Origin of the sequence: Microbacterium algihabitans, assembly GCF_032464975.1 — a bacterium.
In the GTDB taxonomy this organism is placed as follows: Bacteria; Actinomycetota; Actinomycetes; order Actinomycetales; family Microbacteriaceae; genus Microbacterium; species Microbacterium algihabitans.
The window spans coordinates 1,332,364-1,356,136 of sequence record NZ_JAWDIU010000001.1 but is presented as its reverse complement, the minus strand read 5'-3'; the positions used below and the strand labels follow the sequence as shown (position 1 = coordinate 1,356,136).

15 protein-coding genes are annotated in these 23,773 nt (G+C 68.7%); 6 read left to right on the top strand and 9 right to left on the bottom strand.

Going from position 1 to position 23,773, the window contains the following annotated elements; all coding sequences use genetic code 11:
* Positions 1-5: 5 nt before the first annotated feature.
* Positions 6-2,570 carry a family 78 glycoside hydrolase catalytic domain gene (locus tag RWH43_RS06325; RefSeq protein WP_316000984.1) on the bottom strand — a complete coding sequence of 855 codons (2,565 nt, stop codon included), beginning with the start codon at positions 2,568-2,570 and terminating at the stop codon, positions 6-8.
* Between the two features lie 172 nt (positions 2,571-2,742).
* Positions 2,743-3,345 (bottom strand): TetR/AcrR family transcriptional regulator, encoded by a 603-nt coding sequence (locus RWH43_RS06320; protein WP_316000983.1) that lies wholly within the window; start codon positions 3,343-3,345, stop codon positions 2,743-2,745.
* A gap of 192 nt (positions 3,346-3,537) precedes the next feature.
* Here RWH43_RS06320 and RWH43_RS06315 point away from each other — a divergent pair, with 192 nt between their 5' ends.
* On the top strand, positions 3,538-6,666 hold the full coding sequence (locus tag RWH43_RS06315) for a beta-glucosidase (protein ID WP_316000982.1): 3,129 nt from the start codon (positions 3,538-3,540) through the stop codon (positions 6,664-6,666).
* A 77-nt stretch (positions 6,667-6,743) separates the two neighbouring features.
* Positions 6,744-7,820, top strand: a complete 1,077-nt coding sequence (locus tag RWH43_RS06310) for a family 43 glycosylhydrolase (RefSeq protein WP_316000981.1) — start codon at positions 6,744-6,746, stop codon at positions 7,818-7,820.
* A gap of 110 nt (positions 7,821-7,930) precedes the next feature.
* Here RWH43_RS06310 and RWH43_RS06305 read toward each other — a convergent pair whose 3' ends face one another.
* Positions 7,931-8,890, bottom strand: a complete 960-nt coding sequence (locus RWH43_RS06305; RefSeq protein WP_316000980.1) for a LacI family DNA-binding transcriptional regulator — start codon at positions 8,888-8,890, stop codon at positions 7,931-7,933.
* 180 nt (positions 8,891-9,070) lie between these two features.
* Here RWH43_RS06305 and RWH43_RS06300 point away from each other — a divergent pair, with 180 nt between their 5' ends.
* The 3 genes from RWH43_RS06300 (at position 9,071) to RWH43_RS06290 (ending at position 12,148) form a co-directional block, all read left to right on the top strand.
* Positions 9,071-10,333, top strand: a complete 1,263-nt coding sequence (locus RWH43_RS06300; RefSeq protein ID WP_316000979.1) for an ABC transporter substrate-binding protein — start codon at positions 9,071-9,073, stop codon at positions 10,331-10,333.
* A gap of 70 nt (positions 10,334-10,403) precedes the next feature.
* The gene (locus RWH43_RS06295; protein WP_316000978.1) at positions 10,404-11,285 is read left to right on the top strand and encodes a carbohydrate ABC transporter permease; all 882 of its coding nucleotides are present in this window, start codon (positions 10,404-10,406) and stop codon (positions 11,283-11,285) included.
* Positions 11,282-12,148, top strand: a complete 867-nt coding sequence (locus tag RWH43_RS06290) for a carbohydrate ABC transporter permease (protein WP_316000977.1) — start codon at positions 11,282-11,284, stop codon at positions 12,146-12,148. The genes RWH43_RS06295 and RWH43_RS06290 overlap by 4 nt, the downstream gene beginning before the upstream one ends.
* A 75-nt stretch (positions 12,149-12,223) precedes the next feature.
* Here RWH43_RS06290 and RWH43_RS06285 read toward each other — a convergent pair whose 3' ends face one another.
* The 3 genes from RWH43_RS06285 to RWH43_RS06275 all read right to left on the bottom strand — a co-directional run bounded on the left by RWH43_RS06285 (position 12,224) and on the right by RWH43_RS06275 (position 16,419).
* Positions 12,224-13,195, bottom strand: a complete 972-nt coding sequence (locus RWH43_RS06285; RefSeq protein WP_316001114.1) for a LacI family DNA-binding transcriptional regulator — start codon at positions 13,193-13,195, stop codon at positions 12,224-12,226.
* A 55-nt stretch (positions 13,196-13,250) separates the two neighbouring features.
* A complete protein-coding gene (locus RWH43_RS06280) occupies positions 13,251-14,318 on the bottom strand; it encodes a family 43 glycosylhydrolase (protein ID WP_316000976.1) in 1,068 nt (355 codons plus the stop codon).
* A gap of 91 nt (positions 14,319-14,409) precedes the next feature.
* On the bottom strand, positions 14,410-16,419 hold the full coding sequence (locus RWH43_RS06275) for an alpha-L-rhamnosidase-related protein (RefSeq protein WP_316000975.1): 2,010 nt from the start codon (positions 16,417-16,419) through the stop codon (positions 14,410-14,412).
* Between the two features lie 91 nt (positions 16,420-16,510).
* Between RWH43_RS06275 and RWH43_RS06270 the strand changes: the two genes are divergently transcribed.
* On the top strand, positions 16,511-19,717 hold the full coding sequence (locus RWH43_RS06270) for a discoidin domain-containing protein (RefSeq protein ID WP_316000974.1): 3,207 nt from the start codon (positions 16,511-16,513) through the stop codon (positions 19,715-19,717).
* Between the two features lie 188 nt (positions 19,718-19,905).
* Here RWH43_RS06270 and RWH43_RS06265 read toward each other — a convergent pair whose 3' ends face one another.
* The 3 genes from RWH43_RS06265 to RWH43_RS06255 all read right to left on the bottom strand — a co-directional run bounded on the left by RWH43_RS06265 (position 19,906) and on the right by RWH43_RS06255 (position 23,474).
* Entirely contained in the window at positions 19,906-21,255 is a 1,350-nt protein-coding gene (locus RWH43_RS06265) for a dihydrolipoamide acetyltransferase family protein (protein WP_316000973.1), read from the bottom strand.
* Positions 21,256-21,369: 114 nt separating this feature from the next.
* Positions 21,370-22,347 (bottom strand): alpha-ketoacid dehydrogenase subunit beta, encoded by a 978-nt coding sequence (locus RWH43_RS06260; RefSeq protein WP_316000972.1) that lies wholly within the window; start codon positions 22,345-22,347, stop codon positions 21,370-21,372.
* The gene (locus RWH43_RS06255) at positions 22,344-23,474 is read right to left on the bottom strand and encodes a thiamine pyrophosphate-dependent enzyme (RefSeq protein ID WP_316000971.1); all 1,131 of its coding nucleotides are present in this window, start codon (positions 23,472-23,474) and stop codon (positions 22,344-22,346) included. The genes RWH43_RS06260 and RWH43_RS06255 overlap by 4 nt, the downstream gene beginning before the upstream one ends.
* Between the last annotated feature and the right edge of the window lie 299 nt (positions 23,475-23,773).

Genomic DNA, 23,773 nt, shown 5'->3' with positions numbered 1-23,773 from the left:
CCGTCTCAGACCGACAGCGGGACGACCTCAACGAACGAGCCGCCCGACTGGATCGGTCGAGACGAACCATCCGGCAGGGTGACGACGCCGTCGACTCCGGTCGGCACGGCGAGGCGGTATTCGACCCCCTCGTCCGTGTGACGCCATGTGCCCTCGATACGCCCGTACGGCGAGTCGAAGGCGACCGAGGCGTGAGTGAGGGCTCCGCCGGGCCGCGGGGCCCATTCGATGCGGCGGTACCCGGGCGCGGTGGCGGTCAATCCACCGATGACCCGATGCATCCAGTCCGCGACCGATCCCAGGGCGAAGTGGTTGAAGCTCGTCATCTCGCCGGGATTGATCGAGCCGTCGGGCAGCATCGAGTCCCACCGCTCCCAGATGGTCGTTCCCCCCATCCGGACCGTGTAGAGCCACGAGGGGCACTCCGTCTCCAGCAGCAACGCGTAGGCGACGTCGAGGTGGCCCGTGTCGGTCAAGGCGTCCGAGATGAGAGGGGTGCCGACGAAGCCGGTCGCGATGGTGTTGCCGGCCTCGCGCACGAGGTGGGCGAGCCGCTCTCCGGCCGATGTGCGCTCGCCCGGCTCGAGCAGGTCGAAGCGGATGGCGAGCGCGTAGGCGGTCTGCGCGTCGGAGGTCAGCCGACCGTCCGGCTGGACGTACTCGCCCCGGAACGCGGCTCGCGCCTCGGCGGCGATGCGGGCGTAGCGCGTCGCGTCGTCGACGCGGCCCACGACCTGCGCCGTCTCCGCCAGACGTCGAGTCGACCATGCGAAGTACGCCGACGCGACGAGGTAACGGTCGGTCCGGGCGTCCGCGGGGTCGTCCGGCGGCGCGGCCGGATCGAGCCAGTCACCGAGCTGCTGCGCGTCGTGCCACAGCCGACTCTCACCGGCCTGGTCGATCATGCGCTCGACCCAACGGCGCGCACTGTCGTACTGCCGCTCGAGCACACCGCGATCCGCGAAGCGTTCGTAGAGGGTCCACGGCGTCAGAACGGCGACGTCACCCCAGACGGCACCCGTCTTCGCCGGCGTCCACATGGGCCCGCCGGGGATCTCCGGCACGAACCACGGCACGGTCCCATCCGGGTGCTGCTCGACGGCGACATCGGTGAGCCAATTCGAGAGGAACCCCGCCGAATCGAAGAGGAACGACGCGGTCGGGGCGAAGACCTGCACGTCGCCGGTCCAGCCGAGCCGCTCGTCGCGCTGCGGACAGTCGGTCGGGATGCTGACGAAGTTGCCCTTCATGCCCCAGACGACGTTCTCGTGCAGCCGGTTCACGTCGACGTTCGACGTCTCGAGGTGCCCGGTGCGGCGCATGTCGCTGTGGATCACCCGCGCCACGACCTCGCGCTCGTCGAGGTCCGTCAGTCCCGACACTGTCGCGTAGCGGAATCCGTGCACGGTGAAGCGGGGTTCCCACACCGTCTCGGTGCCATCCAGGATCACCGTGTCGTGCGCGGCCGCCAGGCGGAGGGGGCGGATGCCGAGTGCTCCGTGTTCCAAGACCTCCGCGTGACGGAGTTCGATGGCACTGCCTGCGGCTCCGCGCACACGCAGGCGCAGGCGACCGACGAGGTTCTGTCCGAAGTCGATGAGGTGAACCGATTCGCTGAGGCGTGTCACCGCGCGGGGGGCCACCTCTTCGACGCAGCGGACGGGCGGGTGCGCCGCCGCGACGAGCGTGGCCGGGTCTCGACGGTGGACCGCCACCGGCGACCATCCGTCCTCGGACCCCCCGGGGGTCGACCATCCAGCCTGTTCGTCTCGCAGGTAGTGCGTTTCGCCGTCGTACAGACCGGAGGCGTGGATGGGGCTGAGCCGCGCATCCCAGCTCTCGTCTGTGGCGATGATCGCCGAGGTGCCGTCGGCGAAGTGCACCTCGAGCTGCGCGATCAGGGACTGGTCTGTGCCGTACAGGTCACGGTAGCCCCCGCCGAAGCCCAGTCGCCCGCGGTACCAGCCGTCGGCGAGCCACGACCCGATGACGTTGCCACCCTCGCGCACGAGGTCGGTCACGTCGAAGGTCCAGTACACGAGACGCTCGTCGTACGACGTCCACCCGGGGGAGAGCTCGTGATCGCCCACGCGCCGCCCGTTGATCTCCACTTCGTAGAGACCGTGAGCGGTGACGTAGAGACGTGCCCGCACGGGAGCCTGAGGCAGATCGAACGCCCGGCGCACCTGCGCCGGTCGACGCTCGGTGCCCGGCTCCTCGGGCCATCCCGCGCCCACGGGGTGCGCCGCCCAGTCTTCGGGTGCGAGCAGACCGGCCTCGACCTCGGCCGGGTCGCTCCACGGCGACCACGTGCCGTCCGCACCGCCGACGCGGACACTCACCGACGCCCGCTCGCGGGAGGAGAGGGGCTCGAAGGGCCAGTCGACGAGCACCTGTGCGTCGCCGCGGCCCGTCGCGACCGTCGTCTCGGTCCCGCGCTCGACCTTCAGCTCCCACCCGGTCTGGACCCACCCCGCGGGGGCGTCGGTTCGCCACGAGAGCCGGGGCGCGGGCGTCCCGACGCCGAGGGCGGAATCGAGATGTTCGAATCGGGGAGGAGATACCTGCACGTCGCGCCTGTCCGTCGTTGGTTGAAGCGCTTCAGACACTACGGGCAACGCCTGTCGAGCGCAACCACCCCCGCGCCCCGGCTCTCCCGGCTCCACACCGATCGGCCCCGCGGTCCGACGACACGGCTGAGCGGTCGCGCGGGAACGTCACCGCACGCCCCCGCTGCCGGCCTCAGAGCTCGACGGTGGTGAACATGCGCAGCTGCCCCCTGATGATCTCGACCAGATCGATCTCGTCGGGGGTGCGCAGCCACTCGGCAATGGCGCCGTTGCGCAGCGACGCGGCGTGAACCGCGGCGATCGACGGCGTCAGCGGATCCGCGCGGTAGAGCCCTCGCTCCTGCAGGTCGGTGAAGGCGGCGGTCAGCGTCTCACGCACGCGTTGCTGCATGAGACGCATGAACCCGTGCGCCGGGTGCGAGGGGACGAGCGACTCGGCGGTGACCACGGCGAGGAATCGCAGTGACGTCGGCTCGCGAACGTCGCGCTCCGCCGCCGCGATCAGAGCGCGCATGACGATCACCCCGTCATTCGACGCGAAATCGAATTCGAGCGCCGTCGAGTCGAAGAGGCGGTCGAGTGCCGCCTCGAGCAGTCCCGGCTTGTCGGGGAAGTGGTGCAACAGGCCCGTGTGCGACAGACCCGCCCGGGCGGCGACATCGCGCAGCGAGGTTCCGTTGTACCCGACCTCCGAGAACGCCTGGACGGCCGCGTCCAGGATCGCGCGTCGCCGCTGCTCGGTGGCTGCGGCCTGCAGACCCACTCTGCGACGCACCCTCACATCGTCCGTCAACGGCATCCGGACCCCCTCTTTGCCTCCACGCTACCAGCAGGTCGCGGAACACAAACCATGTGTACGCCACGCGTTTAACACGTGGTCGGTGATTGAGTTACAGTTGGTCGAGTTTTTCACCCCCACCCGATCCTGGAGTCACCCGCCATGTTTGCCGTCAGAAGAAAGAAGCGGTTGGTCGCACTGGCGACCGCCGTGACCATCGGAGCCTCGGCTCTGCTCGCCGCGCCCGCTCATGCGGCCCAGAGCACGACACCGTGGACGGACACCTCCCTGTCCGCCCAGGAGCGAGCTCAAGCGCTCGTGGCGGTGCTGACTCTCGACGAGAAGATCGAGCTGCTCGTGCAGACCGGTGGTAATGGCATCCCGAAGTACGGCATTCCGGCCATCAAGGGCAAGGACGCCTCGAACGGCCTCTCCAACCCCGGCGGCAGCACCGCCCTTCCGGTGGGGCTCGCCCTGGCCTCGACTTTCGACACTCCGCTCGCGCAGCAGTACGGAGCGGTCACCGGTCGAGAGACCCGCGAGGCGGGATTCAACTCGGCCGCCACTCCGACCGTCGACCTCGCTCGCACCCCGTGGGGCGGGCGCAACTGGGAGGGCTTCGGCGAAGACCCGCTCCTGACCGGCACCATCGGCGCGGCAGCGACCGCCGGCATCCAGTCCCAGGGCATTCCCGCCGAGGTCAAGCACTACAACGTCTACAACGAGGAAAGCCGTCGCGCGCACGTCAACGCGGTCATCGACGAGCGCACCCTGCAGGAGATCCACACCCGCCCGTGGGAGTCGGTGATCCGCGACTCGAACGCCGCATCGGTGATGTGCTCGTTCAACAAGATCAACGGCGAGTACGCGTGCGGCAACAACACGCTCCTGAACACCGTCCTCAAGAATCAGCTGGGGTTCCAGGGCTTCGTGCAGACCGACTTCAACGCCGCGCACAGCGTCCTCGACTACAACGCCGGAATGGACACCTCCGGCGAGACCCTGGATTTCTCGCGCGGAAACCTCAAGCAAGCCGTGATCGACGGGCGCGTTCCCGAGGCTCGTGTGACGGATGCCGCTCGGCGCGTGCTCTGGACGATGTTCCAGTACGGCATCTACGACAATCCTCCCCCCGCCGCCGGTCCGATCTCGTCGGCGACGCTCAGCCAGGGCGACAAGGTCGCCACGGTCGCCGGCCAGGAGGGCACCGTTCTGCTGAAGAACGACTCCGCTCTGCCGTTGAACTCGTCCAAGCTCTCATCGATCGCCGTCATCGGTGCCGGCGCCGACGAGTACATCGACGGCGGTGGCTCGGCCTCGGTCACCACCCCGACCGGCCTGACGACCATGCTCGAAGGCATCACCGCCCGCGCGGGCTCCAAGGTCGCGGTGAGGTACGCGGCAGGAACCGATGAGGTGGGCCTGGCCGACACGCTCCCCGGACCCGCCCCCGTGCCGTCGTCCGTTCTGTCCGCGGTCACCGCGACCTATCGCTCCGGCATCGATGCCCCCGCCGGCGGCGTGCTCCTCAGCCGCACCGAGAAGCAGATCAACCTGCGCACCGGTCTGTCCGCGGACACCGGCAACAACACCTCCCAGGTGCCTGGCGTCGGCTTCCCGACGGCGCTGATGCCCATCACGGCCGACTGGACCACGACTCTCACCCCTCCGGCCACGGGCACGTACAAGCTCGCGCTGACCAACCTCGGAACGGCGAAGCTCTTCATCGACGGCCAGCTCGTGCTCACCAACCCGGGCGCAGAGGTCTCGACGCAGACGGTCGACGTGCCCCTCGTGCTCGGCAAGCCGGTCGATGTGCGCGTGACGTACACGACCGACGCGGTCAACCAGTTCGACGGTTCGCTCAACGACCAGCCGGGCGCCATGCTCCGGCTCGGGTGGGTACCGCCGCAGGGTGCGGTCGCCCCGGCGATGCGCGAAGCGGCGGACCTCGCCAAGTCGTCGGACGTCGCCATCGTGGTCGTGCGCGACTACACCGGCGAGGCCGGCGACCGCGGCAACCTCACGCTGCCGCAGAACCAGGACGAGCTCATCCGCCAGGTCGCCGCGGCCAACAAGCGCACGATCGTGGTGCTGGCCACCAGCGGCGCCGTCACGATGCCGTGGATCGACTCCGTTCCCGGCGTGGTCGAGGCCTGGTACGGCGGACAGACGCAGGGTGACTCGATCGCATCGATCCTCTTCGGTGATGTGAACCCGTCAGGCAAACTGCCGGTGACCTTCCCGACCACCGACGAGCAGGCGCTGGCGTCGGGCATCAGCAACCCGTTCGACATCGTCGACCAGCTGAACCCGTCCGTCGAGTACAGCAACGGCATCGACGTCGGCTACCGCGGCTTCTTCGCCAAGGGCCTCGACCCGCAGTTCGGCTTCGGCCACGGGTTGTCGTACACGAGCTTCGAGTACTCGAAGCTCAAGCTGAAAGACGTCAAGCCCGCGGGCGTGGCCGCCGTCGCCACCACCGCCACGGTTCGCGTCAAGAACACCGGATCCGTCGCCGGCACCGAGGTCGTGCAGCTGTACGTCGGCAGCCTGCCGACGCAGGTCCACACGGCCAAGCGGACCCTCGCCGGGTTCGCGCGCGTGACCCTCGCGCCGGGCGAGTCGAAGAACGTCGACGTACCGGTGAGCCTGCGCTCGCTGCAGTACTGGGATGTCGACGGCGACCGTTGGGTGCTCCCCTCCGGGAACATCTCGACGTACGTCGGCAGCTCGTCCGACGACATCCGCGCCGAAGGCACGCTCACCGTCCGCGAGGACAAGAAGGCGCCCTCCGTGTCCGTCACGGTGGACCCGAAGCAGGCGGGTGGCAAGAACAGCTGGGGGACGACCCCGACGACCCTCACCTTCGCCGCGTCGGACGACGTCGACACCGCACCGGTGGTCGAAGCCAGCGTCGACGGAGGCCCCTTCCAGAAGGTGACCGCACCGCTGCTCATCGACACCGACGGCGCCCATCGCATCGAGGCTCGTGCTCGGGATGCCGCGGGCAACCTGTCGAAGACGATCACGCAGACGGTCAACCTCGACCGCGCCGCTCCGACGGTGAGCGCGCGACTCAACGGCCGCCAGGTGACCGTCGCGGCGGAGGACGCGGCATCCGGAGTCGCCCGTGTGGAGTACCGCATCGTCTCGGCCGGCGCGCCCGCGTCGACGTCGGGATGGAAGAACGCCAACGCCTCCATCCAGCTGAACCCCAAAGAGCAGGACGGCATCCGCTCGGGTGCGCTGAAGCTCGAATACCGCGCGACCGACAAAGCCGGCAACGTCAGCGCCGTCGGCACGCTCACCACGTGACCCGATCCGGGTGGCCCGTCCGCAGCATCACCGCGGGCGGGCCACCCGGTGCACGGTTCGGGCAACGAGAGGACATCATGCATCGAACGCTCAGATCATCGCTGTGCGCGATCGCGGTCGCCACGCTCATCCCCCTGAGCGCGTGCACCTCCGACGCCGCCCCGGCGGGGACGCACTCCGCTTCGCCCTCCGCCACCACGGTGAATGCGCCGGCCGTCACCCCGCCCAACGGGACGGCGTTCACCGACATCTACGGCTCGACGATCCACGCCCACGGCGGCGGAGTCCTGCTGCACAACGGGGTCTACTACTGGGCCGGGGAGAATCGCGGGGTCGACGACAAGTTCCGGGCAGTGTCGCTGTACCGCTCCGATGACCTCGTGCACTGGACCTTCGTCTCCGACATCCTCACCCAGCACTCCGACCCCGAACTCGCTGTCGCGACGATCGAGCGCCCGAAGCTCATGTACAACGCCGCGACCGACACGTTCGTCCTCTGGATGCACTGGGAGAACGGCACGGACTATTCGCAGGCCCGCGTGGCCGTCGCGACGTCGCCGCGCATCGACGAGCCCTTCACCTACCAGCGGAGCTTCCGCCCACTCGATTTCGAGAGCCGTGATCTCTCCGTCTTCACCGACGCCGACGGAACGGGCTACCTCGTCTCCGCCACAGCGGCCAACGCCGACCTGCAGATCTACCGGATGGATGCCACGTACACGGGAGTCGATTCCGTCGTCGCTCGACTGTGGCCCGGCGCTTTCCGCGAGGCGCCCGCGATGTTCGTGAGAGACGGGACCTACTTCCTCCTCACCAGCGGCGCCACCGGCTGGACGCCCAATCAGGCGAAGTACGCCACCGCCACGAGCCCCGACGGTCCGTGGAGCGATCTTCGCGACGTCGGCAACGACACGGCCTTCGGGTCGCAGGCCGCCTTCGTCCTCCCGGTGCAGGGGTCATCGGGCACCGACTACCTCTACCTCGGCGACCGCTGGGCGGGCGCGTGGGGTGGACTCGTGAACCAGTCGACCTACGTGTGGCTCGACATCGAGTTCCCGCGCAGCGATGAGATGACTCTCGTGCTGTCGGAGGCGCTGCGGATAGACGCTCGACGGGGGACCATCATCCCGACCGATGCGGGTGGGCGACGATGACCGACGCGCTCGCCCCACTCTCGCCCGCGCTCGAGAGACGACGGCGGCACCGTACGTGCGACCGTCACTTCGGAGCGGTCCCACCCCGCTCCGCGAACGACCTCGCGGCCTCAGAGCGAGCCTCGACGTACCGCTCTGAACGACGTCGGAAGCTGCGGACCTTCCCCCTCCTCACCGTCGCAGACGCGACGGATGTGGTCGGCGAAGGCGTCGACGAACGAGCTGAGGTCGGGTTCCACGGTCGTCAATGCGGGGGTGGTGAACGCGCCGAACGGGAGGTCGTCGACGCCGATCACGCCGACTCGGGAGGGCACCTCGATTCCCAGGTCGCGAGCGGCGGCGAGGATGCGGAAGGCGACCTCGTCGTTGAAGGCGCAGATGACGTCGACGTCCGGGTGCTGGTCGAGGAAGGCCCCCAGGCTCGCCCGCGCCTCGTCACGCGTGGACCCGAGCAGAAGGGTCTGCACCGCGGGAAGACGGCCGGCGGCGGCCACGCCGCTCACCTTCTCTCGTCGGAGAGCGACGCTTCGCTCCAGAGCCGGTTCGTCGAGCGCCGCATAAGCGAGACGCGTGCGCCCGGCCCCGACGGCCAATTCCGCCTGGGCCGCGGCTGCCGCCGCGGTGAAGCGGTCGAGATCGGGGAACGCGGGCAGGACCGGAACCGGATAATCGGCCGTCGCACGCGCAAAATCCGGCTCGCCCGGTGCGGCCGACGAGAGAACCACGACCGGCGCCAGATCGATCGACGGATCCCGTCCCACCTCGCCGTCGATCTGCCACACCAAGTGCAGGCCGCGGCTCTCGAGGGCCGCCCCCAGGGCCGTGACGAGATCCGTCGCCACCCGGTCGGTCGCGTGCTCGAGCCCGTGGGTCAGCAGGAGCACGACGGAACTCTGGCCGCGTCGCAGCATGCGCGCCGGACCGAAGGGCACGTAACGGAGCTTGTCGACGGCGTCGAGCACGCGCTGTCGCGTGGGGTCGGGGATGCGGTGGTTCGCGTCTTCGTTCAGCACGTAATAGACGGTGGCCCGCGACACACCCGCCTCGACGGCGACATCGCGGTCGGTCACACGGCGACGCTCGCCGCTCTCGCCCGGTGCGCTCGACATCACCGCCCCACCGTACTCCGATCGCACCCCGCCGGGGGACGAATCGGAAGAGGATCGACATGGTTGTTGACACGAGCCACAAGATGCTCGTAGCCTCACCTCGACCGGAACAGTGGTGTTCCGGCGCAACCAGGAGGACACATGCGTAAGAAGGTCGCCGCCGCAGCAGTCGTTGCGACGCTCGCGCTCATCGCAACAGGCTGCAGCGGCACCGCGGGCCAGGCGGAGAGCGATGGTCCAGCGCAGATCTCGTTCCTGACCGGGTCGGGTCCGGATCAGGGCAGCAACTACACGATGCAGAAGCTCGTCGATGACTACGGTCAGGGAGCCACGCTCGAGATGGAGCAACTCGACGCGAGCATGGATCAGCGCATCCAGCTGTTGGCCTCGCAGGACAAGCTGCCCACGTTCTTCCAGGTCGGCACGCCGTCCCAGATCGAAGATCTCTACAACAACGGGTACATCGCAGACCTGGAGCCGGTGCTCAAAGAGCTGGGCGTCTACGACGACCTGAGCCCCTTCTCGGTGAGCATCATCAAGGGCCTGTACGGAGGCCACCTCGTCGGCCTCCCCCTCGAGGTCGCCGTCGAAGGCTTCTGGTACAACAAGGCGCTCTTCGCCGAGGAGGGCATCGAAGCCCCCCAGACCTGGGATGACCTGACGGCCGCCGCCGAGAAGCTCAACGCCGCAGGCGTGCAGCCGTTCGCCACCGCCGGGGCGGCCGGCTGGCCGGTGACGCGCCTCGTCGCCGGATACATCGAGCGCTCCGTCGGGCCCGACGCCCTCTCCGCGGTCGCGGACGGAAGCGCGAAGTTCACCGACCCCGCCTACGTCAAGGGCGCCGACGTCATCTCGCAGTGGGCGTCCAAGGGGTACTTCGGCGAGGCGCCGGGGGCCCTCGACATCCAGACGGCGGAAGACCTGTTCCTCCAGGGGAAGGCCGGTATCTACTACCAGGGCTCCTGGGCCACCTCCAGCTTCGACGACGCTGAGAAGAACAAGATCGGAGCGGACAACATCGGCTGGTTCCCCATCCCCGCGGTCTCGGGAGGAAAGGGCGACGTGGGACAGACCCCCGCGAACGTCGGACTGCCGATGGCCGTCAACGCCAAGACCCTGACCCCGCAGGTCAAGGACTTCCTGAAGTACCTCGTCGAGAACTACGGAACCGTCGCGCTGAAGGACAAGGGCATCATCAGCGGGTTCGCCACCGACGCGAAGGCATCGTCGCCGCTGGTCGCCGAGACGGCTGATCGCATCGCAGGCCTCGACCAGTTCATCCCGTGGTTCGAAGCGCTCCAGTCGCCGGAAGGAACCTCGGCCTCGCAGTCGGGTGCCACGGCGCTGATCTCCGGAAGCCTCACCCCCGAGGCCTTCATGCAGCAGGTCCAGGCGGCTCAGTAACCGCATCGCACGCACCGAGGGCCCGGGGCGGATTCGCCCCGGGCCCTCGCCGACTCCTCAGGAGATCGACATGAACAGAGTGCTCAGTGATCGCCGCGCGATCCTCATCTTCATCGCCCCCGCGCTCGCGCTGTACACGCTCGTGATGGTCGTCCCCATCGTCTGGTCGACCGGGTACACGTTGGTCGACGGCAACCCGATCTCGGGATTCGAGTGGGTCGGCTTCGACAACTACGCAACGATCCTGCAAGACCCGGCCTTCTGGCAGGCGACGGGATTCAGCCTGCGCTACGCCGCGCTCGCGACCGTCCTCCAGGTCGGGGCGGGGTTCGGCCTGTCGTTGCTCTACGTGTTCGTACTCCGCCGGGCCTCGGCCCTCGTCCGAACACTGGTGTTCTTCCCGATCGTGCTCCCGACCGCGGCCGTCGCGCAGCTCTTCGTCAAGCTGTTCGAGATCGTGCCGCAGCGCGGGCCGGTGAACTCGTTCGCCGAGGCCTTCGGCTTCGGCGCGGTCGACTGGCTGGGCCAGCCCGACACGGCGTTCCTCATCATCGTCGCGATGGACGTCTGGCGTTCCATGGGTTTCTACGCCGTCCTCCTGTACGCGGGCCTCGTGGCCATTCCCGACGACGTCATCGAGGCGGCCCGCCTCGATGGGGCCAAACGCTGGTCACTCGTCCGCTACATCGTGCTTCCGTCGATCCTTCCGGTCCTGCTGTCGACCGTGATCTTCAGCATCAACGGGACCATCAAGGTCTTCGACTCGGTCTTCGCCCTGACCGGCGGCGGCCCCAACGGCGCCACGACGCCACTGACGCTCCTCATGTTCAAGACCTCGTTCGCCTTCGGCAAGTACGGAGAAGGAAGCACCATCGCCATGCTGCTCACCATCATGTGTCTGATCGTCACGGTGGCGATCTTCCGCGGAGCCCGACGGGACGTGACGGCATGACCGCGCTCACAGCCGCCGGCCCGGGTGTCCGCCGACCTGTCACCGTCGGCCGCGTCCTCGGCGTGATCGGCATCGTCCTTCTCATCCTGATCGAGGTGGTGCCGCTGATCTGGCTGTTCCTCTCGTCGCTGAAGGCGCCTGTCGAGTTCTCGTCGAAGCCGATGTGGGCTCTGCCCGACGGCCTGTTCCTGCAGAACTACGTCGAGGCGTGGACGCGCGGCAACATGGCGCGGTACATCCTCAACAGCGCGCTCGCGACCTTCCCCGCCATCGTCATCCTCATCGTCACCGGACTGGCGGCGGGCTTCGCGCTCGAGGTGCTCAAGTGGCGCGGGCGAGGCGGGGTGCTGCTGCTGTTCCTCGCCGGACTCATGGTCCCCCTCCAGATGATCCTCCTGCCGCTGTTCGCGATCTACGTGAAGGTGGGCCTGCTCAACAGTCCGCTCGCCCTCGTGCTCACCTACGCTGCCACCGGGTTGCCGCTGACGGTCTTCATGATGGCCGGCTACTACCGGTCACTCCCCCGGGAGATCATCGAGTCGGCCATCATCGACGGGGCGAGCATCTACCGGGTGTTCTTCAGCATCTCCCTGCCGATGCTGCGCAACGCGATCCTCACGATCGCCGTCGTGCAGTTCTTCTTCTTCTGGAACGACCTGCTCTTCGCCCTCACCTTCACCACCGACAACGACTCCCGCACGATCCAAGCCGGGCTGTTGAACTTCGTCGGCACCTTCGGGCAGACCGAATGGGGGCCGACCTTCGCGTCGATCTGCATCTCGATCGTGCCCACGCTGGCCATCTATCTGCTGCTCAATCAGCGCGTGATGAGCGGACTGGCCGACGGTGCGGTGAAGGGATGACGCGGGGGTGACGTCGCCCTCTACCGAGCGGGCTCGGCCCGTGCGGTGAAGGGATGACGCGGGGGTGACAGCCTGCTACCGAGCGGGCCCGACCGTGGAGCTCCGCTCGACGACGCGGGCCTGCTCCGGCAGCCGGGCTTCGACCGTGGTCGTCTCGCCGCGAGCCAGAGCCACCACCTGAGAGGTCAGGTCGGACACGAACGCAGCCGTGTCCGACCTGACGCTGGTGAGGGTGGGCGTCGTCCACTCCCCGAGCGGATCGCCATCGACTCCGATGACGGACATCTCCGCGGGCACGGCGAGGCCGAGGTCGTCGGCGGCAGCCAGCAACGCGAAGGCCACCTGGTCGTTGTAGGCGCACACAGCCGTCACGGGAGACGTCACGGGATCCGTCCGAGTCCTGAGCGAGCGAAGGACGGCGACCGCGCTCTCGCGGGAGTCGTCGACGCGCAGGATGACGGGGGCCGGAAGACCGAGTTCGCTCGCGCGTCGCTCGACCGCCTGCTGGCGGAACTCGGCTGTCAGATCGAACGCCGGCGCAGCGGGGCGCACGAAGGCCAGCCGCTGGTGACCCAGGCCGGCCAGGTGATCGACCTGGGCGCGCGCGGATGCGGCGAGAAAGCCCCCCAGCCCGGGGAAGGCGGGGAGTACCGGAACGGCGAACCGGCGACGCAGGTCTGCGAACGCCGCCTCCTCTTCGGTGGGCGCGACGAGGACCACCGCGGGGGCGAGATCCGTCGCGGCACGTCCGACGCTCGGCAGGCCGAGCTGCCAGACGAGATGGAGATCCGCCTCGGCCAGAAGCTGCCCGAGGCGTGTGACGATGTCGCCGCCGATGGTGTCGCGGGCCGACTCCAGGCCGGGCGACACCATCAGCACGAGACGACTGCGCGCGCCGCGGAGCAGACGCGCCGCCGCCGAGGGCTTGTACCCGAGGGAGTCGGCGGCGGCGAGCACGCGCTGGCGCGTATGTTCGGGGATCCGGCGGAAGTCTCCGTTCAGCACGTAACTGACGGTGGTGCGGGACAAACCAGCGGCGCGCGCCACATCGCTCGATGTGACGCGTCGCCCGTCTGTTTCCACGGTGCCATCCTGCCGTGGATCACTCGAATTCGTCGAGGCTCCACTCCTCGCGCCAGTCGATGTACGCCATCTCTCCCTCGAAGCGGATGGGCAGCCACACGTAGTCCGCCTGCGAGGTGTCGATCGTGGCGAACTCCTCGATGGGGGTCACGTGACCCTCGTTCTCGGGGGCGAAATGCGCTTCGAACGCCGCGAGGGCCCGCGAGCTGTCATCGGTGTAGTGCGGCACCCACCGATCGCCGAGCGTGATGTAGAGGTCTTTCTTGCCCGGGACCTTGAAGATCGACGAGATCTGCGTGTGGAACGACGTGCGGCTCTCGTCGGTGGGGTGCGGGTCGCCGAGCACGCGGAACGGCCCGTGGTAGGTGTCTGCGACGGCGACCTCGGACGGGTTGGGGTAGTACCCCGTCGTGCCGGAGGTGATGAGGTAGTGACGGCCGTCGCGCCGGAAATACGACGGCGCTTCACGGACGAACGGCGGCTGGCGACGCGGGAAATGGGTGGAGTAGTACCCCGTGACGTCGGTGTAGTCGTCGGTCAGATCGGCGCAGATCATCTCGAAGTGCACGCGCCCGAAGTAGTAGTAGCCCTTGCCGTCTTCGGGGTCCTGCACCAGATCGAAGTCGCCCGCGTGCATTCCGAGGGGCCGCAACCAGCTGTTGACGATGGTGTACGGCCCGAGGATCGAGTCGGCCTCGAGCACGGTGGAGCGCTGCTCCGACTGGTGCTTGGTCATGACCTTGATCCAGCACACGAACTTGCCCGTGCGGCTGTTGTACATGATGTGCGGTCGGTCGAGGAACTGCTCGGGGTGGAGCGGGGACGTCGGATCGTTCTCGTCCGGAGGGATGATCAGCCCCCGGTCCTCCCAGTTGTAGAGATCGGTCGACGAATAGCAGCGCACGCCCCAGTGCCAGATTCCGCTACCGGGCGTGGAGTGCTCTTTGTTCTCGCCGTACCAGTAGTAGACGCCGTCCACGTGGATGATCGAGCCGCCGTGGGCCTGGATGCGATTACCGTTCGTGTCCGTCCACGTCTCGCCCGGGCGGAAGGACGTGCGGAGGGAGAGAGTCGATGCGTCGGGCATTGTGCTCATTTCAGGTCGATGAAGACAGCGTCGCTGCTGTCGGTGACACGAGCCACCATAGCGACTCGAGAGGACGGCGACAAGAACGACATCAGACTGTCCGCGGCACGCGGAAGCGGTCGGGGCCGACGATCTCGCGACCGAGGATGCGGGCGGTCATTCCCGCGGGGATGGAGCCGCTCACTTCGGATCGATCGGCGAAGACCTCGAGCTCTCCGAGAGGTGTCGGCACCCGCGCAGCGGCCCAGTCGAGACCGGCGAGATCGGGATCGATCGTGACGGATCTCCATCCGGGCGCGCTCGGACGCAGGCCGACCAGGATCTCCGGAAGCAACGCGGCAGGCCCCGATGCCCACGCGTGGCACAGGCTCTTCGCGAACGGCCGACCGTACATGGCCCACGGCTCGGGTCCGTCGAATTCCTCCCACATGGTGCCGGGCCCTCGGTCGAGCATCCGCGACCATCGCTCCCCCACCTCCACGACGGCCTCCCGAGCGAGACCGCTGCGTGCCAGTGCCAGAAGCGCGAACGCGCGCATGAAAGGGGTGCCCACCTCGCCGTCGAGGACCGCCGCGCGCACGGCATCCGTCGGATGCTCGTCGAGGCCCGAGAGCACGGCGAAGAGGTTCGGATGCGCGGTCGCGAGGCCATCCGCTTCGCCGACGACGGTGCGCCAGCGCTGAGCGGCGGCATCCCACGCGCGCTCACGAAGAGTGCGCTCCAGGTTGTCCTTCAGGCCTCGCCACGATGGCGCGGAGGGGTGATGCGCCGACTCCAGCAGCGACACCGCGGATGCCAGCGCCCAGAACCACAAGATCTGCAGGGCCCCGCTCGGACCGGAATCGGGAACGGCGAAGCCCCAGTCGATGAAGACGGACCCCTCGCCGGATCCGACGAAGCCGTCCGCCTGCGGGGGCGGAGCAAAGAGCCCATCGCCATCGGCGGCGGCCGCGAGTCGCGCGACGAACCCGTCGATGTGATCCGCATACTCGCTCGCAAAGCCGTCGTCGCCGAAATACAGGACGTACTGCCACGCGTTGACGAGCCACCAGAGCGAGTAATCGCTGATCCCGTTGACGTATCCGTGCGTCGGTCGACCGAGCGCGACGAGCCCGTCGCGAACGATGGCGCCGTCACCGAACGCGAAGGCGTTGGACGTCGTGTTCAGCGCCTGGTCGCCGGACCACGGCATCCGGTCTCTCTTCAATCCGTCGACGACGAGGCCCTGCATGCACAGGTGCAGGGTGAGCGCGCTGGCGTGCCAGATGTCGGTGAGTGCGGGGTCGGAACACGCGAAGCTTCCGGCGCCGGGGTGCGGCCGGGACCGCGCCCGAATGCGCACGGCACGCGCCTCCGATCCGGAGACGCGCACGTGGCGCCCACTCACCTCGTGGACCGTCTGCCAGCGGCCCTCTCCCGTCGCCTCGAGCTCGAAGCGCAGCTCCTGAGGTGCCGGGCTGTCGAGCTCCTCCAGCGACTCGCCCAGGACGAGAGTCGGCCGGGATGCGGCCTCGATCTCGACGACGCCGAGCACCATCGAGGGAAAGCGCCACAGATCCTCCGCCACGTGCGCCGCCTCGACGGGCACGGTCGGCTCACCAGCCATGTCGGCGGGGGTGAGACCGCCGGGCCGGCCGTCGGGCGCCACCCATCGATTCCCGTCGACGGACACCTCCCACGACGCCCCGTGCCGAGCGTCGACGCCGACCGTCGCCGCGCCGCCGCCCTGAGGGGCGACCTCGATGCCCACGGTCACGGCGCCGGCCGCGGAAACCTCCACCCATCCTGACCCGAGATCGACGATGCGGGTGCCGGGCCGCGCGGAAACCCCACCTGAGGGGGCGAACACGCGCTGCGGGCCCGCGGATGTGCACCGCAGATGGATCACGGGGCGTGGCGTGGCGTAGTTCTCGACGAACTCGACGAACCGGCTCGCCGCCCTCCCCTCGCGGACGAGTCGCCCGATCACGGACGCCGGGTAGTCCCCGGGGGCGTAGAGCCACGTCAGCTCGTCGGCGGCTCGCGGGGTGGTCAACCACGGCCAGGCCGCCAGCGCGGGGTCGAGGGGTCGTTCAGGAGAGAGAGTGTTCACGGTGGTCACGAGCCCTTCATACTGCAAATTGGTGACACGAGCCATCATTTCTGTTAGCTTCCTGAATCACATCCCCCGTCGACGCAAAGGAGCGTTCTCCATGGGTCATCTTCGGCGCGCAGCTGCCGCCCTCACCGCGACTGCGGTCATCGTCGGTGCACTCTGCGCCACCACCCCTGTCACCCCGGCCGACGCCGTCACCGGCGCCGGCGGCAAGGTGTCGGTCACCTACACGGCGTACAACGAGAACGAGGGCTCGTACCGTCTCGACGCCCAGCCGGACCGCACGCTCCTGCCTCTGGCGAACGACTCCACACCCACCGTGATCGTCGACCCCTCCGTCCGCTATCAGACGTACGAGGGCTTCGGCGGGACGCTCGAAGACACCACCGTCTATCACCTCATGCGCCTCAGCCCCGCGAACAGAGAGGCGGCACTCCAGGCGATCTTCAGCGAAGCGAACGGCGACAACTTCTCGCTGATGCGCACGACCATCGGCTGCGCCGACTTCTGCCGAACGGCCAAGACCACGGGCTTCTGGACGTACGACGACAACGGCGGCGTCGCCGACCCCACCCTCGCCAACTTCTCGATCCAGCACGACATCGACGACGGCAAGATCACGGTCATGCGCGACATCCTGCGCATCAATCCCGAAGCGCGCTTCTTCGCGTCGATGTGGTCGCCGCCGGCGTGGATGAAAACGAGCAACAGTCTGCTCGCGCCCGACAACAAGAACTGCACGGAGTTGCCGGCGAACTCTCACACCGTGAAGCACGGAGCGGCAACCGGCTCCTCGGTGGACTACTACCCGGTGCTCGCGCAGTACTACGTGAAGTACATCCAGGCCTACGCGGCGCAGGGCATTCCGATCTCGGTCGTCTCGCTGCAGAACGAGCCCGACATCGCACGCACCTACCCGACCAACTGCTTCACCCCTGCGCAGGAGGCGGAGTTCGCCGTCACCCTGCGAGCCGCCTTCGACGCCGCGGGCCTGACCACCCGCATCTGGGGCCTCGACGACAACCAGCACGTGGCGTTCGGCGTCGTCGACGGCATCACCACCAACTCGGCCGCTCGCGCCGCGGTCGATGGGTTCGGTTTCCACAACTACGACGGCTGGCCCATGTGGACTCCACAGGCCGTGCAGGCGCAGAACCCCGACAAGACCGTGCACCTCACCGAGATCACGCAGGGCGCCAACAAGCTCATCGAATACTTCCGCGCGGGACTCAGCTCGTACAACGCGTGGGGAACGATGTTCGCCTTCACCACCGTCAACGGGACCCTGTACAACGCCGCGCCGTCATGGTGGTCCGACATCGCCGTCAACATGTCGGACCCCGACGCGGACACGCCCCCGATGATCACGCCGAAGGCCGGCGACCCGACCTCCTACGACCTGAACATGTACTACTACATCTTCGGCTCGTTCTCGCGGTACCTCCACCAGGGCGCCCAGCGCGTCGATTCGCCCGGGCGGATCGGCAACCTCTACAACGTGGCGTTCCGCAACCCCGACGGAACACTCGTGGTGGTCGTCGTGAACCGTCCCGACACCCGCTACATCACGATGCAGGAGAACACTCCGGCTCAGGCCGTGCGCATCGCGACCCCGGACGGCGGATTCACCGACACGATTCCGGGAGACACGATCGCCACCTACGTGATCACCCCGACCACGGGCGACAGCATCGGTCGCGCCGGATGGAGCGCCTCCGCCACCCAGACCGACGGGTCGTACTCCGCCTCGCAGGCCGTCGATGGTCAGACGACGACGCGCTGGTCGTCGGGCACCAACCAGGCGGCGGGACAGTCGTTCACCCTCGATCTGGGCGCGTCGCGAACCTTCGACCAGCTCTCGCTGAACCAGATCGAGAAGTCCGGCGACTACCCCGCGGCGTACGCGGTGCAGACCTCGACCGACGGAACGACGTGGTCCGGCACCGTGGCGAGCGGTACGGGAACGCCGTCGATGACGAACATCGCCTTCTCGTCGCAGACGGCGCGCTACGTGCGCGTCTCCCTCACGGCGGCGGCCGCGCGACCGTGGTCGATCGGTGAGATCGGCGTCTACAACAGCCGCGTCGGCCTCGTTCCGCTCGCAGGTGCGACCGCGGCGGCATCCTCGACCGGATCGGGTTCGCCGTCGAACGTGCTCGACGGGTCTTCGAGCACGGGCTGGCGCTCGAGCGGCTCGCAGACCGCCGGTCAGACCTTCACGGTCGATCTCGGTTCCGCGCGCAGCTTCAACGCCCTCGAGGTGGATGCCGGTGCCGACAGCGGCGATTACCCGAGGGTGTACTCCGTCCAGACCTCGTCCGACGGGTCGACGTGGAGCGCGCCGGTCGCGAAGGGCAACGGACAATCCCGCGAGGGATTCATCTCGCTCGGCGCTCAGACCGCCCGCTACGTGCGGATCTCGCTGACCGCCTCGTGGAGCGCGAACCCCTGGTCGATCCGCGAGTTGCGGCTGTGGAACCTCGACGCCTACCGACTCGACCGCTCCGGGTGGAGCGCGAGCGCCAGCGCGACGCAGTCCGGCAACCCGGCCTCGAACGTCCTCGACGGCAACGCCACCACCCGATGGAGCTCGGGAGTGGCACAGGCCGACGGACAGTCGTTCACGATCGACATGCATCGCAACGCGTGGATCAACGGACTCCGCCTGAACAGTGCGGGCTTCACCGGCGATTACGGTCGCGCGACGAGGATCGAGACGAGCCTCGACGGGACGAACTGGCGCGTCGTCGCCGACGTGGAAGGGCTGGGGCAGGATGCCACCGTCCTGTGGCCGACCGCCGAAGCCCGCTACGTACGCGCGATTCAGACCCTGAGCGCCCCGTCGAACTACTGGTCGATCGCCGAGGTGGACGTGCTGGGCCCGCGCCCGAATGCGCCCGCGCTGACGGCGATGCCGCGGACGGGCTGGACGGCGACGACCGTACCCGCCGGAGCGGGTGCCGCATCGAACGGGATCGACGGCCTCCTTTCCACGAGGTGGACGAACGCCGCCGCCCCGAACGGCACGGAGCAGTACCAGGTCGACATGGGGGCGACCTCGACCATCCGCGGCGTACAGGTCACGGCGGGAGGGCCCCTCGAGGCGGCCGCCGACTACCCGCGCGGCTATGAGGTCTGGGTTTCGACGGGCGGCGCCTGGACCCGCGTCGCCCAGGGCAGCGGCTACGGCCCCGTCGTGCGCGCGACATTCCCGGCCGTCGCGGCGCGGTACGTGCTGTTCAAGCAGACCGGCACCAGCAGCACCTCGTGGTGGTCGGTCGGGGAGTTCTCCGTGCTCCAGTGAGGTCTCATCGGCGGCGACTCCGCCGATGAGGGCGATCCGCGAAGGTGACCTGCCGCACGACACCCGTGCGGCAGGTCACCTTCGGCGTGTGCCCCCGCGCCTGCACGCGTCAGCTCGAGCGCGTCTGATCGAAACGTGAAGAGGGGGAGGTGCCGCGTCGGCGCCTCCCCCTCTTCACGTTTCCGTCGTCAGTCGAGCAGCAGCGCCGGCTCCTCGAGCACGGATGCCACGTCCGCGATGAACCGCGAGATGCCGTCGCCGTCGACCACCCGGTGATCGAACGAGCCCGAGACCGTGGTCACCCAGCGGGGGCGCACCTCGCCGTCGACGACCCACGGCTTCTGGCGGATCGCGCCGAGCGCGATGATCCCGGCCTCACCCGGGTTGATGATCGGGGTGCCGGCATCCACTCCGAACACGCCGATGTTCGTGATGGTGAACGTGCCGCCGGTCTGGTCGGCGGGGCTGGTCTTGCCCTCGCGCGCGGTGAGGGTGAGGTGCTCGAGCGCCTTGGCCAATTCGCGCGTGTTCACCGACTGCGCGTCCTTGATGTTCGGCACGAGCAGGCCGCGGGGCGTCGCCGCGGCGATGCCGAGGTTGACGTAGTGGCGCACCGAGATCTGCGCGCCGTCTTCGGTGTCGACCCACGCGGCGTTGATCATCGGGGTGCGGCGCAGGGCCCAGATCACGGCGCGCGCCATGATCAGCAGCGGCGAGATCTTCACGTCGGCGAAGTCGGGCGAGGCCTTGAGCCGCTTGACGAGCTCCATCGTGCGCGACGCGTCGACGTCGACCCACACCGACACGTGCGGCGCCGAGTACGCGCTCGAGGTCATCGCGTTGGCGGTCGCCTTGCGCACGCCGCGGACGGGGATCGACTCCTCGCGGGCGTCGGAGACGGGGGCGGATGCCGCGGCGGCGGGCGCCGCAGGAGCCGAGACCGGAATCGTCTCCTCGCGCACGGCACCCCACGCGGGGGTCTCGATGTTGCGGAAGACGCTGGCCTGCTCGGCGTGCTTCACGACGTCGTCGCGGGTCACCTCGCCGGCGGGTCCGCTGGGCGTCACGGCGGAGAGGTCGACGCCGAGGTCGCGCGCGAGCTTGCGGATCGGGGGCTTGGCGACCACGCCGACGGATGCCTTCACGGGGCGCTCCGCGGACGGTCCCTGAGCCTGTCGAAGGGTCCGACGCCGCGACGACACCGCGCCGCCCGTTCCGTAGCCGACGAGCACGGCGCCGCCGGGGTCGCTGGGCTCGGGGACGCTCACCGGCTCTGCGGGGGCCGGGGTGCCGGCATCCGCCGAACCGATCGTGATGATGGGGGCGCCGACCTCGACGGTGGAACCCTCGGATGCCAGCAGCTCGCCGACCGTGCCCGAGTAGGGCGACGGCAGCTCGACGAGCGACTTGGCCGTCTCGATCTCGACGATCACGTCGTTGACGGCGACCGTGTCACCCGGCGCGACGCGCCACTGCACGATCTCGGCCTCGGTGAGGCCTTCTCCGACGTCGGGGAGAACGAAGGTCTGCTCGGTCACGGTGGTGTCCTTTGCTCGCGAGACGTCATTTCGCTGACGAAACGGTGACAGCCTGTCGCGGATTCGTCAGCGAGTTGCAGTCTCGCGGTTCATGGCGGGGAGAGGAAGAGCGGGTCAGTAGGCCAGAGACCGGTCGACGGCCTCGAGGATGCGGTCGGCGTCGGGCAGGTAGGTGCCCTCGAGCTTCGCGGGAGGGAAGGGCACGTCGAATCCCGACACCCGCAGCACGGGCGCCTCGAGCGCGAAGAAGGCCTTCTCCATGACGGTCGCGGCGATCTCAGAGCCGAGCGAGGTGAAGCCCGGCGCCTCCTGCGCGTGGACCATGCGACCGGTGCGGCGCACCGAGTCGAGCAGCGGGCCGTAGTCGACGGGCGAGAGCGAACGCAAGTCGATGACCTCGCAGCTTGTCCCCTCGCTCTCGGCGAGAGCGGCGGCCTGCAGCAGCGTTGTCACCATCGCCCCGTGGCCGACGAGCGTGACGTCGGTGCCGCGGCGGACGATGCGGCTCGCGTGCAGCGGCAGCGCGGGGGCCTCGAGGTCGACCTCGCCCTTCTGCCAGTACTTGGCCTTGGGCTCGAGGAAGACGATCGGGTCGGGCGATTCGATCGCCTGCTGGATCATCCAGTAGGCGTCGTTCGCGTTCGAGGGGCTGACCACCCGGAGCCCGGCCGTGTGCGTGAAGTACGCCTCGGGGCTCTCCTGGTGATGCTCGACCGCGCCGATGTGTCCGCCGTAGGGGATGCGGATGACGACGGGCATGCGCACCGCGCCCTCGTGGCGGTTCGTGATCTTCGCGAGCTGCGAGGTGATCTGGTCGAAGGCGGGGAAGACGAAACCGTCGAACTGGATCTCGAGCACCGGCTTGAAGCCGCCCATCGCGAGACCGATCGCCGTGCCGACGATCCCCGATTCCGCGAGCGGGGAGTCGATGACCCGGCGCGGACCGAAGTCCTTCTGCAGGCCCTCGGTCACGCGGAAGACGCCGCCGAGCGGGCCGATGTCCTCACCCATGAGCAGCACGCGGTCGTCGGTCTCGAGTGCGCGACGGAGTCCGGCGTTCAGCGCGCGGCTGATCGGCAGATTGTCGGTCACTGCGCGCCCCCTTCCATCGAGGCTTCGTAGTCGTCGAGCCAGCGCTGCTCCTCGGCGATCAGAGCGTGAGCCTCGGAGTAGACGCTCTCGAACATGTGCACGCGCGGGATGCCGCCGAGCTCGTTCGTGCGCACGCGCACGTCGTCGGCGAGGGCCGCGCCCTCGGCATCCGCGTCGTCGAAGAACTGCTGCGGGGCGCCGCGTCCTTCGAGGTAGGCGCGCATGCGGGCGATCGGGTCGCGCTGCGCCCACGCCTTCTCTTCGTCAGAGGTGCGGTACTTGGTGGGGTCGTCGCTCGTGGTGTGCGCGCCCATGCGGTAGGTCATCGCCTCGATCGAGCGGGGACCGCCACCGGCGCGCGCCTCGTCGAGGGCGAGCTTCGACACGGCGTAGCTCGCGAGCACGTCGTTGCCGTCGACCTGCAGGCTCGGGATGCCGTAGCCCTCACCGCGCTTGTACAGCGGCGAGCGCGACTGCGTCGCGACCGGCACCGAGATGGCCCACTGGTTGTTCTGCAGGAAGAACACCTCAGGGGTCTGGAAGCTCGCGGCGAAGACCATGGCCTCGTGCACGTCGCCCTGGCTCGAGGCGCCGTCGCCGTAATAGACGATCACGGCCTCGTCGCGCTCGGGGTCTCCGCTGCCGCTCTTGCCGTCGAACACCAGGCCCATGGCCAGGCCCGTGGCGTGCAGCGTCTGCGCACCGAGCACGAGCGTGTAGATGTGCGTGTTGCCGTTCTTGGGGTCTGTCGGGTCCCACCCGCCGTGGGTGAGTCCGCGCATGAGGCGGATGATGTCGAGCGGGTCGACGCCGCGGATGCGGGTGACGACGTGCTCGCGGTACGAGGGGAAGACGTGGTCCTGCGCGCGGGCCGCACGAGCGGAGCCGACCTGCGCTGCCTCTTGCCCGAAGGACGGCGGCCACAGGGCGAGCTGCCCCTGGCGCTGCAGGTTGGTGGCCTGCACGTCGAACGCGCGGATCGAGACCATGTCGCGGTAGAAGGTCTCGAGTTCGGCGTCGGTCAGGGCGTCGATGAGCGGCAGGTAGCGCTCGGCGGCGGGCGTGGGCGCCAGCGTGCCGTCGGCTGCCAGAACGCGCACGAGAGCGGGGTCGTCGAGCGGGGTCATGAACCCACGCTAACGCGCGACCTATGCGCGAGACCGCATGAGGTGCACAACGGATGCCGTGATTCGGCGTGGAGGTCGGACAAACAGGTGCCCCGCTCGGCCGCGCGAGGTGGCTTCGCCGCACGAGGCGGCTGAGCCCGTCGAAGCCACCGGGGCCTGCGACGGGCTCACGGCGAAGGTGGCTGAGCCCGTCGAAGCCACCGGGCCACCGCGGGTCCCGGACCCTTCGACACGCTCAGGGACCTGGGCTGCAAGGTGGCTGAGCCCGTCGAAGCCACCGGGGCCTGCGACGGGCTCAC

Excerpts from the sequence above, each read along its gene's own strand:
- RWH43_RS06310 (WP_316000981.1), top strand. The coding sequence starts at position 6,744 with ATGCATCGAACGCTCAGATCATCGCTGTGCGCGATCGCGGTCGCCACG.
- RWH43_RS06300 (WP_316000979.1), top strand. The coding sequence starts at position 9,071 with ATGCGTAAGAAGGTCGCCGCCGCAGCAGTCGTTGCGACGCTCGCGCTC.
- RWH43_RS06295 (WP_316000978.1), top strand. The coding sequence starts at position 10,404 with ATGAACAGAGTGCTCAGTGATCGCCGCGCGATCCTCATCTTCATCGCC.
- RWH43_RS06290 (WP_316000977.1), top strand. The coding sequence starts at position 11,282 with ATGACCGCGCTCACAGCCGCCGGCCCGGGTGTCCGCCGACCTGTCACC.
- RWH43_RS06280 (WP_316000976.1), bottom strand. The coding sequence starts at position 14,318 with ATGCCCGACGCATCGACTCTCTCCCTCCGCACGTCCTTCCGCCCGGGC.
- RWH43_RS06270 (WP_316000974.1), top strand. The coding sequence starts at position 16,511 with ATGGGTCATCTTCGGCGCGCAGCTGCCGCCCTCACCGCGACTGCGGTC.
- RWH43_RS06255 (WP_316000971.1), bottom strand. The coding sequence starts at position 23,474 with ATGACCCCGCTCGACGACCCCGCTCTCGTGCGCGTTCTGGCAGCCGAC.